The organism is Clostridium tyrobutyricum DSM 2637 = ATCC 25755 = JCM 11008 (assembly GCF_000359585.1).
Taxonomy (GTDB): Bacteria; Bacillota; Clostridia; order Clostridiales; family Clostridiaceae; genus Clostridium_B; species Clostridium_B tyrobutyricum.
In genome coordinates this window covers 1-14,939 of sequence record NZ_APMH01000036.1, presented here as the reverse complement: position 1 = coordinate 14,939, position 14,939 = coordinate 1, and the positions used below count along the sequence as shown (strand labels likewise).

General features: G+C 32.3%; 15 protein-coding genes and 7 tRNA genes. 3 read left to right on the top strand and 19 right to left on the bottom strand.

All coding sequences use genetic code 11. The features are described from left to right. Positions 1–13: 13 nt before the first annotated feature. Genes J418_RS0113270 through J418_RS0113225 form a run of 10 tightly spaced genes read right to left on the bottom strand, consistent with a single transcriptional unit; the run spans position 14 to position 8,916 of the window. Complete coding sequence (locus J418_RS0113270; RefSeq protein ID WP_017751439.1) at positions 14–1,366, bottom strand: acetyl-CoA carboxylase biotin carboxylase subunit; 1,353 nt, start codon at positions 1,364–1,366, stop codon at positions 14–16. A 34-nt stretch (positions 1,367–1,400) separates the two neighbouring features. Further along, a complete protein-coding gene (gene fabZ, locus J418_RS0113265) occupies positions 1,401–1,850 on the bottom strand; it encodes a 3-hydroxyacyl-ACP dehydratase FabZ (protein WP_017751438.1) in 450 nt (149 codons plus the stop codon). Positions 1,851–1,861: 11 nt separating this feature from the next. Beyond that, positions 1,862–2,359, bottom strand: coding sequence for an acetyl-CoA carboxylase biotin carboxyl carrier protein (accB, locus tag J418_RS0113260; protein ID WP_017895859.1), 498 nt, complete (start codon positions 2,357–2,359; stop codon positions 1,862–1,864). Between the two features lies 1 nt (position 2,360). Continuing rightward, positions 2,361–3,599, bottom strand: coding sequence for a beta-ketoacyl-ACP synthase II (fabF, locus tag J418_RS0113255; protein ID WP_017751436.1), 1,239 nt, complete (start codon positions 3,597–3,599; stop codon positions 2,361–2,363). 42 nt (positions 3,600–3,641) lie between these two features. Then, positions 3,642–4,388, bottom strand: coding sequence for a 3-oxoacyl-[acyl-carrier-protein] reductase (gene fabG / locus J418_RS0113250; RefSeq protein ID WP_017751435.1), 747 nt, complete (start codon positions 4,386–4,388; stop codon positions 3,642–3,644). 15 nt (positions 4,389–4,403) lie between these two features. Further along, entirely contained in the window at positions 4,404–5,339 is a 936-nt protein-coding gene (gene fabD, locus J418_RS0113245; RefSeq protein WP_017895858.1) for an ACP S-malonyltransferase, read from the bottom strand. An 18-nt stretch (positions 5,340–5,357) separates the two neighbouring features. Then, entirely contained in the window at positions 5,358–6,299 is a 942-nt protein-coding gene (gene fabK, locus J418_RS0113240; protein WP_017895857.1) for an enoyl-[acyl-carrier-protein] reductase FabK, read from the bottom strand. A 45-nt stretch (positions 6,300–6,344) separates the two neighbouring features. Continuing rightward, positions 6,345–7,319: a beta-ketoacyl-ACP synthase III gene (locus J418_RS0113235; RefSeq protein WP_017751432.1), complete on the bottom strand. Its 975-nt coding sequence runs from the start codon at positions 7,317–7,319 to the stop codon at positions 6,345–6,347. Further along, positions 7,312–7,803: a MarR family winged helix-turn-helix transcriptional regulator gene (locus J418_RS0113230; protein WP_017751431.1), complete on the bottom strand. Its 492-nt coding sequence runs from the start codon at positions 7,801–7,803 to the stop codon at positions 7,312–7,314. The genes J418_RS0113235 and J418_RS0113230 overlap by 8 nt, the downstream gene beginning before the upstream one ends. A 36-nt stretch (positions 7,804–7,839) precedes the next feature. Beyond that, positions 7,840–8,916: an NAD(P)H-dependent flavin oxidoreductase gene (locus tag J418_RS0113225; protein ID WP_017751430.1), complete on the bottom strand. Its 1,077-nt coding sequence runs from the start codon at positions 8,914–8,916 to the stop codon at positions 7,840–7,842. Between the two features lie 192 nt (positions 8,917–9,108). Here J418_RS0113225 and J418_RS0113220 point away from each other — a divergent pair, with 192 nt between their 5' ends. Then, on the top strand, positions 9,109–10,095 hold the full coding sequence (locus tag J418_RS0113220) for a DnaD domain protein (RefSeq protein WP_017751429.1): 987 nt from the start codon (positions 9,109–9,111) through the stop codon (positions 10,093–10,095). Beyond that, complete coding sequence (locus J418_RS0113215; RefSeq protein ID WP_017751428.1) at positions 10,088–11,071, top strand: ATP-binding protein; 984 nt, start codon at positions 10,088–10,090, stop codon at positions 11,069–11,071. Before J418_RS0113220 ends, J418_RS0113215 begins: the two co-directional genes overlap by 8 nt. Before the next feature lie 36 nt (positions 11,072–11,107). Here J418_RS0113215 and anfO read toward each other — a convergent pair whose 3' ends face one another. The 9 genes from anfO to J418_RS0113170 form a co-directional block, all read right to left on the bottom strand. After that, positions 11,108–11,743, bottom strand: a complete 636-nt coding sequence (anfO, locus tag J418_RS0113210; RefSeq protein WP_017895856.1) for a Fe-only nitrogenase accessory protein AnfO — start codon at positions 11,741–11,743, stop codon at positions 11,108–11,110. Between the two features lie 190 nt (positions 11,744–11,933). After that, positions 11,934–12,009: transfer RNA gene (locus tag J418_RS0113205), tRNA-Thr, on the bottom strand. Positions 12,010–12,012: 3 nt separating this feature from the next. Then, a tRNA-Asp gene (locus J418_RS0113200) sits at positions 12,013–12,089 on the bottom strand. A 6-nt stretch (positions 12,090–12,095) separates the two neighbouring features. Further along, a tRNA-Val gene (locus J418_RS0113195) sits at positions 12,096–12,171 on the bottom strand. Positions 12,172–12,175: 4 nt separating this feature from the next. Further along, positions 12,176–12,250, bottom strand: a tRNA-Glu gene (locus tag J418_RS0113190). Between the two features lie 46 nt (positions 12,251–12,296). After that, positions 12,297–12,373, bottom strand: a tRNA-Asp gene (locus J418_RS0113185). A gap of 6 nt (positions 12,374–12,379) precedes the next feature. Beyond that, positions 12,380–12,455 (bottom strand) — tRNA-Val (locus J418_RS0113180). A 7-nt stretch (positions 12,456–12,462) separates the two neighbouring features. Next, a tRNA-Glu gene (locus J418_RS0113175) sits at positions 12,463–12,537 on the bottom strand. Positions 12,538–12,666: 129 nt separating this feature from the next. After that, positions 12,667–13,476: a pyruvate, water dikinase regulatory protein gene (locus J418_RS0113170; RefSeq protein ID WP_017751354.1), complete on the bottom strand. Its 810-nt coding sequence runs from the start codon at positions 13,474–13,476 to the stop codon at positions 12,667–12,669. A 138-nt stretch (positions 13,477–13,614) separates the two neighbouring features. Between J418_RS0113170 and J418_RS0113165 the strand changes: the two genes are divergently transcribed. Further along, on the top strand, positions 13,615–14,844 hold the full coding sequence (locus J418_RS0113165; protein ID WP_017895855.1) for a BaiN/RdsA family NAD(P)/FAD-dependent oxidoreductase: 1,230 nt from the start codon (positions 13,615–13,617) through the stop codon (positions 14,842–14,844). The last annotated feature ends 95 nt before the right edge of the window (positions 14,845–14,939 follow it).

Below are 14,939 nucleotides of genomic sequence, written 5' to 3'. Positions count from 1 at the left end.
TGTACAAATACTTTTAGTAGCTTAAATTTTTCATGTATTTTTCTATATATTTTGTATCATAAGTTCCCTTTACAAATTCTTCACTGTTAAGCAAATCAAATTGGAAGTCTATATTAGTACTGACCCCACCTATAACAAATTCTCCCAATGCTCTTCTCATTCTATCTATTGCCTCTTGTCTATCTGATCCATATACTATTAATTTAGCTATCATAGAATCATAAAATGGAGGTATCTTATATCCTGAATAGACAGCACTATCTACTCTAACATTAAATCCTCCTGGAATACATAATTCTTTTATAGTACCAGGACAAGGCATAAAATTTTTGCTTACATCTTCTGCATTTATTCTACACTCTATAGAATGTCCATGTATATTTATATCCTGTTGAGAAATACTCAACTTTTCTCCTGCAGCAATTTTAATCTGTTCCTTTACTAAATCTATTCCTGTTACCATTTCAGTTATAGGATGCTCTACTTGAATTCTAGTGTTCATTTCCATAAAGTAATAGTTTTTATTTTTATCAAGAAGAAATTCTATAGTACCTGCATTATTATATGAAACAGCCTTGGCAGCCTTTACAGCTGTCTCACCCATGATTTTCCTAAGTTCTTCTGTCATAATTGGACTTGGTGCTTCTTCCATCACCTTTTGATTTCTTCTCTGCATTGAACAGTCTCTTTCACCTAAATATACCATATTTCCAAAATTATCACCTAATATTTGAAACTCAACATGCTTTGGTTTTTCTATGAATTTTTCCAAATATATAGTGCCATCTCCAAACGATGCTTCTGCTTCTGCTTTTGCATTTTCATAATTTTTTATGATGTCCTTCTCTTCATACACAATTCTTATTCCCCTGCCACCGCCTCCAGCAGATGCTTTTATCATCACTGGATAACCGATATGTACTGCAGTTTTCAAAAGATCTTCCTCATTTTCAATTGCTCCTTTGGAACCTGGAACAATAGGTATTCCTGCTTTTATCATTATATCCCTGGCATTTGATTTATTTCCCATGTTATCAATACACTCCGGATCAGGACCTATAAATGTAATGTTACACTCTTTACATATCTTTGCAAACTTACTATTTTCAGATAAAAATCCAAAACCAGGATGAATTGCCTGTGCTCCTGACAAAACTGTTGCACTTATTATATTTTGTACATTTAAATAACTATCTTTAGGTGAAGCTGGACCTATACAGATAGCTTCATCTGCCATCTGTGCATGAAGAGCATCTTTATCTGCTTCAGAATAAACTGCTACTGTAGCTATCCCCATTTCCCTACATGCTCTTATGATCCTAACTGCTATTTCACCCCTATTGGCAATCAAAATTTTATTAAACACTTTTAAGATTCACTCCTACTATTTTAGTTTTTATCTATTTTCCTATCATAAACATCAATTCCGCTTCAGCGGCTTTTTTATCTCCAACATATGCAATGCCTTTTCCTATTCCCGCTGGGCCCTTTATTTTCATAATTTCTACCTCAAGCCTTAAAATATCTCCAGGAACAACTTTTCTTCTAAATTTAGCTTTATTTATTCCGCCAAAGAAAGCTATCTTTCCCTTAAACTCATCTTTGGTAAGTATAGCTACAGCTCCAGATTGAGCTAATGCTTCCACTATGAGTACTCCAGGCATTACAGGTTCTTGTGGAAAATGTCCCTGGAAAAAATATTCATTTGCAGTTACATTTTTATAGGCAACCACTTTTTTCCCTGGTTCCATATACTCCACTTTATCTATTAATAAAAAGGGATATCTATGAGGAATAATCTCTTTAATTTCCTTTATACCTAAATTCACATTAAAATTTTGATCTTCCATGATTATCCCCCTTAGCTATTAAGTTTTATTTTAAATAATGTCTGACCATATTCTACCATATCCTGATTTTTGGCAACAACCTCCACAATTTCTCCATCAACATCGCTTTGTATCTCATTCATAATCTTCATGGCTTCTATTATGCAAAGAGTGTCTCCCTTTTTAACTTTATCTCCTATAGACACATAATCTGGTTTATCAGGTCCTGACTTACTATAAAATGTACCGACTATAGGCGCTGCTATTTCCTTTATATTGTCATCTTGCTTGACTTCCTGATTAATATTTGGAGTATCTTTTGTATCTTCATTATCATTTTTAGATTCTTTAACCTTTTTAACTTGATCTTTTAATTCTTCCAAATTGTTATCTGAATTACTTAATTTTATTAAACCAGACTCACCCTTTTTTTTCATAACTATGGAAATATCCTGCCAATTGACTTCTAAGTATCCAAGACTTGAACTATCCATAGTATGTATCATCTCTTCAATTGCTTTAAAATCCAAATTACTCACTCCATTTTTTTAATAAGATTACTGCATTATGTCCACCAAATCCAAATGAATTTGACATGGCATATTCTACTTTGATTTCTCTGCCAACATTAGGGACATAATCCAAATCACATTCCTCATCTTTTTCCTTGTAACCTACGGTAGGCGGAATAAAATCATCTTGAATAGACTTAACACACACTATAGCTTCTATAGCTCCTGCAGCACCTAGTAAATGTCCTGTCATGGACTTAGTTGAACTTACTGGTATGTTATATGCAGCATCCCCAAATAGTCTTTTTATAGCTTTAGTCTCACCACTATCATTTGATGCAGTACTGGTACCATGTGCATTTATATAAGATACTTCCTTTTTATCTATTCCTGCTTCCTCAATAGCTATATTCATAGCATTTGCTGCTCCTGCACCAAGAGGATCTACAGATGTTATGTGGTAAGCATCACAAGTAGAACCATATCCAACTACTTCTGAATATATTTTTGCATTTCTTTTTTTAGCATGATCCATGGATTCCAATATAACAATTCCTGATCCTTCACCCATGACAAATCCATTTCTATCCTTGTCGAACGGAATGGAAGCCCTTTTGGGATCATCACTTTTGCTAAGTGCAGTTAAAGATACAAATCCGGCTATAGAAAGAGGAGTAACACATGCCTCTGTTCCACCTGCAATTATAACATCGGCAATACCGTTTTGAATCATCCTATAGGCTTCTCCTATACAATTAGTGCCTGTTGCACAAGCCGTGACTACATTAGTGCATACACCTTTAGCTCCAAACTTTATAGCAATGTTACCAGCAGCCATATTACTTATAATCATTGGAATAAACAATGGATGCACCCTATTTGGACCTTTGTCTATAAGTGTCCTGTCCTGTTTTTCCAAAGTTCCTATTCCTCCAATTCCGGAACCTACTACAACCCCAAATCTTTCTTTATCCAAACTGTCTAGATCCAATTTGGAGTCCTTAACTGCCTCACTTGCCGCTGCAAGAGCAAATTGTGCAAATCTATCCAATCGTCTTGATTCTCTTCTATCTAAAAAATCAGTAGGATTGAAATCCTTAACTTCTGCTGCAACCTTAGCTTTAAATTCACTTGTATCAAAAGCCTTAATAAAATCTATTCCGCAGACTCCATTTTTTATGTTATTCCAAAAGGTATCTACATTATTTCCTACTGGTGTAATTGCTCCAAGACCTGTAATTACAACCCTGTTTTTCATATATTTCACCAACCTCTAAATAATATTTTATCATTCAGTACTCTACATTACCATTCCACCATCTATATTTATTACCTGACCAGTAATATAATCTGCATTGCTGGATGCCAAAAATGCTACTGTATTTGCTATATCTTCTGGGCTTCCAATTCTTTTTAATGGTATACTATTTAAAATATTTTCCTTTGTCTTTTGTGGTAATATTTCTGTCATGCTTGTATTTATAAATCCAGGAGCCACTGCATTGACGTTTATCTTTCTTGAAGCAAGTTCTCTTGCAGCAGACTTAGTTAATCCAATTATACCAGCCTTTGCTGCAGAATAATTTACTTGGCCAGCATTACCTGTTATACCTACTACCGAAGATATATTTATTATCTTTCCAGTTCTTTTTTTAACCATGATAGGGGATACGTGCCTTATACAATTAAAAGCCCCTTTTAAATTCACTTCAATAACTCTATCAAAATCTTCTTCTTTCATTCTAAGCATCAATCCATCTCTTGTTATTCCAGCATTGTTTACAAGTATATCTATTGTTTGAAATGCGTCTACTGCCTTTTCCATAATATTTTTAGCATCAGAGAATGAGCTTACATCTCCACGTGCCGTTACAACTTTGCTTCCAAAGCTTTCAATCTCACTTACAAGTTCTTTTAAAGACTCTGAATCACTTCTATAATTTATTACTATATTAGCTCCTTCTTTTGCGAGTCTCAATGCAATGGCTCTACCAATACCTTTAGCAGCCCCTGTAACTACAGCTACTTTTCCTTTTATACCTTCCATTTAAATTTCTCCAATCTAATTATTTAATTTTTCTATTGTTGAATTTAAGGAATCTATATCCTGAACGTTTAGTATGGTAACTTTTCTATTTACTCTTCTTACAAAACTGCTCAATACTTTTCCAGGTCCTATTTCTATAAACGTGTCAACACCCATGTTCATCATGTTTTTTATAGTCTTTTCAAAATAAACTGTACTCATAACCTGTTTTTTTAGAAGTGTCCTTACATCACTTATATCTTCTATTATTTCACCTGTAACATTTGTAATTACAGGAACATCAATCCTTGAAATATTTATATTTTTAAGTTCTACTTCTAACTTTTGTGCTGCAGGTTTCATCATAGATGTATGAAATGGGCCACTTACATGAAGTTCTACAGCTTTTCTTGCTCCTCTTTCAATTGCCATCTTAGAAGCTTTTTTTACTGCTGCCTCTTCTCCTGAAATTGCAATCTGACCAGGACAATTTAAGTTGGCTATTTCAACTATTCCTGAATCAGAGCAATCATTACATATACTTTCAACCTGAGGAACTTTTAATCCTATTATAGCCGACATAGCTCCTACTCCTTGAGGAACTGCCTCCTGCATATACTTACCTCTCTTTTTAACCAGTACTACAGCATCCTTAAAATTAAATGCTCCACTTAAAACCAAAGCTGAATATTCTCCAAGACTTAACCCTGCTGCAATATCAGGTTTTATTCCATACTGTTCCAAAGCTCTAAGTGCTGCAATACTGGTTGTCAAAATTGCAGGTTGGGTATTTTCTGTTTTATCTAGTTGTTCTTTGGGACCTGAAAAACACATACTGCTTATAGAAAATCCTAATGCCTCATCTGCACTCTCAAATACTTCTCTTGAAGGCTTTACATTTTCATAAAGATCTTTTCCCATACCTGTGTATTGAGCTCCCTGTCCTGAAAATAAAAATGCTACTTTTCCCATATTATCCTCCCAAAACTTTTACTTAACAATATTCTCTAACCTATTTAAGCTATTAACTAATTCTGAAAATATATCATGAATTATCTCATCTGCACTTTGTTCCTTTTTTACAAGTCCAGCTATTTGCCCTGCCATAACTGATCCATTATCAACATCACCTTCTCGAGCAGCTTTAACAAGTGCTCCCTTGCCAAGTCTCTCATACTCACTAAGTGGAGCATTATCTTTTTCTAAAAGCTGAAATTTTCTAGTCAACTTATTCCTAAGTACTCTTACAGGGTGTCCTGTTACTCTTCCAGTAACTTGTGAATCAATATCTTTTGCACGTATAACCCTGTCTTTATACTCCTGGCGTACTGTACATTCCTTTGCCACCAAAAATCTAGTTCCAAGTTGGACACCAGAAGCACCAAGCATAAAGGCCGCTGCCACACCTCTTCCATCACCTATTCCACCTGCTGCAATAACAGGAATATTGACTGCATCTACAACTTGAGGTACCAATGCCATAGTAGTAAGTTCTCCTACATGACCTCCTGATTCGCAACCCTCTGCAATAACAGCGTCCACTCCATATCTTTCCATTCTCTTTGCAAGCGCTACTGATGCCACTACTGGTATAACCTTAATGTCATTTTGTTTCCATATATTTATGTATTTACCTGGATTTCCTGCTCCAGTAGTAACTACTTTTACACCTTCTTCACATACCATTTTAGCTACTTCTTCTGCTGTTTCAGAGAGAAGCATTATATTTACTCCAAAAGGTTTATCTGTAAGCTTTTTAGCCTTTCTTATCTCATGCCTAACCCAATCAAGAGGTGCATTTCCTGTGATTATTCCCAAACCTCCAGCATTTGATACGGCAGCTGCCAGCGAGCTATCAGCTATCCATGCCATACCTCCTTGTATAATGGGATATTTTATACCTACCATCTTAGAAAATTCGCAATTAACCATATGGTACCTCCTTATTTATATATTATAACTTTAATAAATCTAATTTTATATTTTAATTAATGATCCCCCATAAGTTAATCCGCCGCCAAATCCTACCAAAATAACAGTATCACCATGTTTAAATATTCCTTTTCTATAGGCTTCATCAAAAGCTATCCCTATACTGGCCGCAGAGGTATTGCCATATTTATCTAAATCTATATAAAATTTATCTGTAGATATATTTAATCTTTTAGCTGCAGCTTCTATTATTCTAAAATTCGCCTGATGCGGTATTATACAATCTATTTCATCTATTGAGCATCCAGAATCATGAAGCAATTTATTTATAGTTTTTTGCATTATCTTTACTGCAAATCTGAATATTTCTTTTCCATCCATTTTAACTACTGGATTGAACTTTTCTGCCTCTTTATCTACATAAGGATTATTGACAGAAACTGCACGGCAAGTAAGTGCATCTCCCAAACGTCCATCCGACCCCGTATAAGTTGAAATTATTCCATCTTCATCTCCAGATTTCAATACAGCTGCTGCCGCTCCATCTCCAAATAAAATACAGGTACTTCTATCTTTCCAATCAAGTATCTTCGAAAGAGTTTCTGCACCTATAATCAAAACCTTGTTGGCTCTCCCAGTTTTTATAAATTGAGTTGCAATGTCCATTGCATATATAAATCCAGAACAAGCAGCAGATACATCAAAACAAGTTGCGTTTATAGCTTCTATGTTATTTTGTATCATACAAGCCGTTGATGGTATAAAATTGTCAGGAGTAGCAGTGGCTACTATTATAAAATCAATATCACCAGGAAGTACTTTGGCCTTTTCCATAGCCTTTAATGCTGCTTTAGTAGCTATTTGTGATGTATCTTCACCTTGTGAAATTCTCCTAGTTATTATACCTGTTCTACTTTTTATCCACTCATCGTTAGTATCTACCAGTCTGCTCAGGTCATCATTTGTTACTATATTGTCTGGTACATAACTGCCAGTACCGGCAATTTTCACCTTATTCATCTCTTCCCCTTCTCTTAACATACTTATTTTTTAAATTTTCAACATTGTATTTTGATTTGAAAAAATGGGTTAATTTTTTAAGTGATTGGATTAAAATTTTCTTTTCACTTTCACTCAATTCCTTTACACATTCATTAATCATATCCTGATGGAACTTTTGATGAATTCTATAAGCAAGTTCACCCTTTTTAGTTAAACTTATATATACAATTCGTCTATCTATATCACTTCTTTTTCTAATTACATATTCTTTTTTTACTAGATGATTTATGGCGATAGTTAGTGTTCCCAATGTTATATCAAGTTTACCTGCTATTTCTGTCATCCTTTTAGGATCATACATTCCTATGGCATCTATAGTATGTACTTCTGAAATAGATAGATCCTTAAAATTCATATACTGAATAGATTTCTGTTCTATTTCCAATATATCATTAAAAGTATCTACTAATAACTCATTTATAATATTTATCCCTATGTTCACCAAATCACCCTTCTAAAATATGCGCTATATAATATATTAATTAATATATGCTTTTTCAGCTTCAGAAATCAGTTCTTCCATAAGTTCTTTTACCTTCATTATTCTATCTACTCTATATGCATTACTTCCCACAAAAATAAGAGCTTCATCTAAATTGCCCTTAACTGCATTAATTAAAGCCCTGGATATGCAATATGGGGTATCCTTGGGATTACATTTTTTTAAACACTTATAGCATTTAACTGGAGCAATTCTATGATCTTCTGCTTTCTTTATAAACTTATTTTTTATTGCTCTTCCTGGAAGTCCAACAGGACTTTTAATTATCTTTATATCTTTTTCCTGTGCATTTACATAAGCATTTTTATATGCTATATCTGCATCGCATTCTTCTGTAGCAGCAAAACGTGTTCCCATTTGAACCGCAGATGCACCCATCTTTAAAAAATGTGCTATATCAGTTCCTGTAAAGATGCCTCCAGCAGCAGCTACCGGAATCTTTTTATTGTATTTTTCTTCAAAAGATTTTACGACTTTAATAACATCAGGTATAATATTTTCCAATGTTTCTTTACCTGATGTTAATTGTTCTAGATGAAAGCCAAGATGTCCTCCTGCCTTAGGTCCCTCAACAACTACTAGATCAGGAAGTCTGGAATACTTTTTAAACCAGTGTCTGATCATAAGTGAGGCAGCCTTTCCCGAGGAAACTATAGGTGCTATTTTTATACTGCTGCCTTCAACTAGTTTTGGCAAAGTAAGTGGGAGTCCTGCCCCTGATATTATAATATCAGCCTTTTCCTCTATACAGGCCTTTACCATTTCATCATAATCACTTACAGCCACCATTATATTTACTCCCAATATTCCTTTTGGGCTCATTTCTCTAGCTTTTCTTAACTCTTTTCTTATTGCTCTAACATTTGCATCTTTAGTATTGGTTTCAAAATCTGGTTCTCTATATCCTATTTGGACTCCAGATATTACTCCAATTCCACCTTCGTTAGCTACAGCCTGAGCAAGTCTATATCCTGAAATTCCAACTCCCATACCACCTTGTATAATAGGTACGTCGGCTTTTAAATCTCCTATGATAAGAGGAGGTAATCTCATCTGATCGTCTCCTTTGAAATAATTTTTAATTGTCTAATAATTTGATAATCAAAGTATATATTAAAAATTTTTAACTGTCAATTCTATCAAAATACATATGAAGTGTCATTGTTATAGTTCTCATATTTTGATATAATTAATTATTAAGATCAATTATCAAAATATAATTTAATAAAAGGCAGGTATTAATGCATGAGTACTTTCGTATTTAAAGATAAAGATTCAAATTATACTCCTGTTAGCAACATCTTTATCGAGAGATTTATGCCAAAAGCCCGAGGAGAATTTGTAAAAGTTTATCTTCTAGGGCTAAAATATTGCAATTCTGGAGAAGTGGGAGTAAGTTCTGAAGTTATGGCAAGTGCACTGCATCTTTTAGAAACTGATGTTATAAATGCATGGAACTATTGGGATGATGAAAATGTAATAAAAATAGTCCCTATAGATAAAATGGGTAATTATAGCATAAAATTTCTGGACTTGTCTGAACCATTGGATGAACATAAAGCTAATATAAATATAGCAGAAGAATTAAATAAAAATTCTACTAAAGATATGCTGCAAGATATAGAAAAACTTCTTGGAAGATCTCTCTCATCTAAAGAAATAACCATATATATAAGTTGGATAAAGGATTATAATTTTTCTCCTGAAATTATACTGTTATTAATACAATACTGTGTATTAAAAAGAAAAACCGACAGTCGGTATATAGAAAAAATTGCCATATCATGGTTTGATGCTAAAATCAAAAATATAAATGATGCGCAAGTTTTCATCAAAAAACATGAAGATAAATGGATAAATATACGAAAAATATTAAATTATTTAGGTATAAAAGACGGTGAGGTCATGAAACCTCAAGAAGACCTTTTAAGCAAATGGCTTAATGTATATAATTTTTCTGTAGATATAATTTTTAAAGCATGTGATATATGTTTTAAAAGAATTAACAAGGCAGATTTCAAATATATAGATGGAATACTTGCAAGTTGGCATAAAGACAAAATAAAAACTCTGGATGATATTCAAAAAAAGGATAAAAGAAAAATCAAATATATAAATAACAAAACTAAAAATATTTCTAATTCAAATAGCACTTTTAATAATTTTAAACAGAGGGACTATGATTTTAAAGATTTAGAAAAGAAACTATTAGGATGGGATAATAATGATTAAAGGATATCACTCTGATATTATGAAAATATATGAAAGAATTCAATCCAAAGAAAAAGAATCTTTGCAAAAACGGAAAATAGAAATATCAAAAATTTTACCTGAAATTTCAAATATAGAAAAACAAATAGGACTTTATTCTGTTAAAATATCCATGGAACTACTAAAAAATAAAGAAAATACAGAAAAACATTTAAAACAATTAAAAGAAAAAATTACGGAATTAAGAATAAAAAAGTCAGAACTTCTTGTAGCCAATAATTATCCTATGGATTACTTGGAAATAAAGTACAAATGTCCTAAATGCAGAGATACTGGTTTTATAGGTACTAAAAAATGCAGTTGCTATAAACAAAAATTAGTAAAACTTTACTATAAAAATTCTGACTTAATAAATATATTGAATAAAAATAATTTTGAAAATTATAATCCTGAATTATTCTCTTCACAAAGAAGTGAAGAGGATCATAGAAGCCCTAGAAAAAATATAGAAATTATAGCATCTAAATCCTGGAATTTTATTGAGAATTTTGCAAATTCAACTGAAAATTTACTTTTTTACGGAACTGCAGGTACTGGTAAAACTTTTATGTCAAATTGTATAGCAAAAGAACTTTTAGACAAGGGATATTTAGTAATATATAGAACTTCAGAAATGTTAATTCAAAATTTAAGGACCATACGATTTGCGAATGATGAAAAACTTAAAGATCTTCTTTTAAATTGTGATCTGTTAATAATAGATGATCTTGGATCTGAACAGATAACTGATTTTTCCAAAACTGAATTATTTAATATATTAAATATGAGATTATTAAAGCAAAAAAAAATGCTTATATCTACAAATTGTGAGCTGGAAAATATACTTAAAATGTATTCAGAAAGAATTTCATCAAGACTCTTAGGAAATTTTACTTTATTTAAATTTTTTGGAGAAGACATAAGAATAAAACAAAATATAAAGAGCAAGAGATTTTAAAAAATCTCCTGCTCTTTTATATCTTATCAATATATCTTACTGCTTATGTGTAACAATTACTTGGAATTTATTTTTTTTCTTTTCTTGAATATCAAATTTTAAATTAAATCTATCGAATTCCTTTTTAAACCACATGGGAATATGACTGCAGTATATTATCAGCTTTGAAAATGCTGTGTTTTCAAGAAATGGCATTAATACCTGCTTGCTGGTAATATTTGGATTCCCATTCTGCATTTCAACTAAATCCAAAGAATAATTACAACTTTCATCATCTTTAATAATCCATTGTTTAATATGATCTTTAGGTTTAGTAGATTCTAATAATAGTCTTTTCTCCTCTGCTAATTCTCTTTTATATACATAATCCAAACAGTCATAAGGATCTCCATTTATCTCCCAAGAAGTAATACCGTTCCTTTCTAAAATATTATATAAAATTCCAGATACCTCTTTTGCTACAAAAACTTTACACTTGCCTAAGTTCTCTACTAATTTTATTATATTACTTCTAAGCAAGTTCATATCAAATATATTGTCTATATCGAATTCTACTTTATCTTTAATACTCCAACTTTGATTTTTATTTACATATATATTAACTACACCAGGTTCTAAAAAAGATCCTATTTCTCCACTATTATTCACTAATACTGCTATTTGATCTTTCATAATAGTCTTATTAAGTTTATAAACTTAATAAATTCACCACCATTTCATGATACTATATTAAAATATAGTATATATTTTTATTAAATTATAATATATGGATGGAAATTTTTCAATATTTAATTATTTACAATTTAATAACAAGTAATTTTTATATAAAAAAAGAAGTCTGCAGTAACACTGCAAACTTCTTTGGTGCTGACAGTAGGCATCGAACCCACGACCTACTGATTACAAGTCAGTTGCTCTACCAGCTGAGCTATGCCAGCAAATGGCGACTTAGATGGGGATCGAACCCACGACCTCCGGCGTGACAGGCCGGCACTCTAACCATCTGAGCTACTAAGCCATTATGTGGTGGGCACAACAGGGCTCGAACCTGTGACCCTCTGCTTGTAAGGCAGATGCTCTCCCAGCTGAGCTATGCGCCCATAATGGTGACCCCTAGCAGACTTGAACTGCTGTTACCACCGTGAAAGGGTGGTGTCTTAACCGCTTGACCAAGGGGCCTTATTTAATATATGTATTTATTATTATATTACTACATAATAATAAATGGCGACTTAGATGGGGATCGAACCCACGACCTCCGGCGTGACAGGCCGGCACTCTAACCATCTGAGCTACTAAGCCACTATATGGTGGGCACAACAGGGCTCGAACCTGTGACCCTCTGCTTGTAAGGCAGATGCTCTCCCAGCTGAGCTATGCGCCCATATATATGGTGACCCCTAGCAGACTTGAACTGCTGTTACCACCGTGAAAGGGTGGTGTCTTAACCACTTGACCAAGGGGCCTTGATGTCAAGTCTTATCTCGCGACCTGACATAGTCTATAATACAAAATATTTGCCCACGTGTCAACACTTTTTTTTATTTTTTATACAATTTAATTTATAAATTTCAGATTTCATGTTTTAAACTACATTATTCCTTGTTCATATATCCTGCATAATCCATTATAATCAAAGCAGTATCTTCAATTGCTCTTTTAGTAACATCAATGACTTTACAACTTAATCTTTTTATAATTCTATCAGCATAATCCAATTCCTGAAGAACTCTTTCTCCATCAGCATATTTAATATTATTATTAGTCGTATTATAACTATCCAATCTGCCTTTTCTTATTTCTATTAATCTTATAGGGTTTATAGTAAGTGCTATTATCTTATGTCTATTTACCTCAAACAATTCCTTGGGAACAGGTATCTCAGGCATAAGGGGTATATTAATGGCCTTTATCCCTTTATTTGCTAGATACATGCAAATAGGTGTTTTGGAAGTTCTCGACAGTCCAATTAGTATGATATCGGCGTATTTTATACCAGAATTATTTTTGCTATCATCATACTGCATTGCAAACTCCATAGCTTTTATTTTATCATAGTATTTAGAGTCCATCTCCCAAACTGCACCAGGTCTGTAATCTGGTATTTTATTAAGTATTCTAGCTGCCATGCTTATACATGGACCAAGTATATTATTTATAGCTATACCACTTTCTATACATCTTTGTGTCAAAAATTCTCTAACCTCAACTAAAATTATAGTAGATATAATCATTATATTTTTATGTTTTTCTAGTCCATCTATAAAATCGTTAACATTTTCATAACTTTTAATATATGGTACTTTTATTACCTGTACACCACCACAAAATTGACAAGCTACTGCTCTTGCCACCTGTTCTGCAGTTTCACCAATAGAATCAGATACAGCATATATCTTTAGCATACACATCACCTATCTTAAGATTTATATATCCATCAAATACTATTATAATATATTTAACTATATAATAGTTATTTAAATGCATTAAATTCAAATATACTGTATAATTAATTTTAATTTACACTAAGAGGTGATATTATTTTGTTTCACGATATTATTATAATTGGTGCTGGTGCATCCGGATTGATGGCAGCAATTACAGCTAAAAACATCGGAAAAGATGCTGCTGTATTGGAAGGGAATCATAGAATAGGCACAAAAATATTAACTACTGGAAATGGAAGATGTAATATAACAAATACAAATATTAGTTTAGATAGATATCACAGTACAAATAAATATTTTTTTAAAGATGTATTAAATAAATTTACATATAAAGATACCATTGACTTTTTTAGTGCACTAGGGCTTCCTCTTACAAAATTAGAAGATGGAAGAATGTATCCCTTGTCTCTTCAAGCTTCATCTGTATTGGATATACTAAAGATGTCTATAGATGATAGGCAAATTCCTGTGTATCTGGATTGTAAAGTAAAAGATATAATAAAAGAAAATCAGAATTTTAATATAATATGCAATAATAAAATATTTAAATGTAAAAAGATTATAATATGCACTGGTGGAAAATCCGCTGCTTATACTGGGTCTGACGGATCTGGATTTTTACTTTCCCAAAAACTTGGCCACAGCATAATATTACCTACTCCATCATTGGTTCAATTAAAATTAAAACATAATAGACTTAAAGCATTATCTGGAATAAAATTTAACGGTACTTGTGAAATATTCGTAGATAAAAAATCTATGAGAAAGGAATATGGTGAAATACTTTTCACTGACTATGGCATATCAGGACCTCCTATACTACAGATAAGCGGAATAGCATCACGAAATTTAATCAATAAAAAAGAAGTATCTTTAAATATAGATTTATTTCCTAATTTAAATGAAAAACAGCTTGTAGAATTTTTTGAAAATCATTGGGGTTTGCTTAATTACAGAAGTATTCATGATTCATTTATAGGTATTATAAATAAAAAATTAATACCTATTATTTTAAAAGAAGCTTCCATAGATAATATACATAAGCCTGTATTTCAACTTAACTGGAGAGAAAAAATAAAAATAATACATATTTTGAAATCATGGAAATTTTCTGTATATGACACTAATTCCTTTAGGAACTCACAAGTTACATCTGGTGGAGTAAATACCCTTGAAGTAGATTCAAAAACTCTTGAGTCAATAAAAATTAAAAACCTATATTTTGCAGGAGAAGTTTTAGATGTAGACGGTGACTGTGGAGGATTCAATTTACAATGGTGCTGGAGTTCTGGGTTTATATCTGCTAAAAGTGCTGCTGGTAATTAATACAGTCAGCACTTTTTCTTATTGTCCAAAAAAAAACCACCTGCTGTGCAGGTGAGTTCAGAAGAGCTTAAGCGATGAACAAAAAACCTCACTTT

What these genes read in the sequence shown, in the direction of transcription:
- fabK (WP_017895857.1), bottom strand. Translation starts at nt 6,299, where the DNA reads ATGGTTAATTGCGAATTTTCTAAGATGGTAGGTATAAAATATCCCATT.
- J418_RS0113220 (WP_017751429.1), top strand. Translation starts at nt 9,109, where the DNA reads ATGAGTACTTTCGTATTTAAAGATAAAGATTCAAATTATACTCCTGTT.
- J418_RS0113235 (WP_017751432.1), bottom strand. Translation starts at nt 7,319, where the DNA reads ATGAATAAGGTGAAAATTGCCGGTACTGGCAGTTATGTACCAGACAAT.
- J418_RS0113215 (WP_017751428.1), top strand. Translation starts at nt 10,088, where the DNA reads ATGATTAAAGGATATCACTCTGATATTATGAAAATATATGAAAGAATT.
- J418_RS0113225 (WP_017751430.1), bottom strand. Translation starts at nt 8,916, where the DNA reads ATGAGATTACCTCCTCTTATCATAGGAGATTTAAAAGCCGACGTACCT.
- J418_RS0113170 (WP_017751354.1), bottom strand. Translation starts at nt 13,476, where the DNA reads ATGCTAAAGATATATGCTGTATCTGATTCTATTGGTGAAACTGCAGAA.
- fabD (WP_017895858.1), bottom strand. Translation starts at nt 5,339, where the DNA reads ATGGGAAAAGTAGCATTTTTATTTTCAGGACAGGGAGCTCAATACACA.
- fabG (WP_017751435.1), bottom strand. Translation starts at nt 4,388, where the DNA reads ATGGAAGGTATAAAAGGAAAAGTAGCTGTAGTTACAGGGGCTGCTAAA.
- fabF (WP_017751436.1), bottom strand. Translation starts at nt 3,599, where the DNA reads ATGAAAAACAGGGTTGTAATTACAGGTCTTGGAGCAATTACACCAGTA.
- anfO (WP_017895856.1), bottom strand. Translation starts at nt 11,743, where the DNA reads ATGAAAGATCAAATAGCAGTATTAGTGAATAATAGTGGAGAAATAGGA.
- fabZ (WP_017751438.1), bottom strand. Translation starts at nt 1,850, where the DNA reads ATGGAAGATCAAAATTTTAATGTGAATTTAGGTATAAAGGAAATTAAA.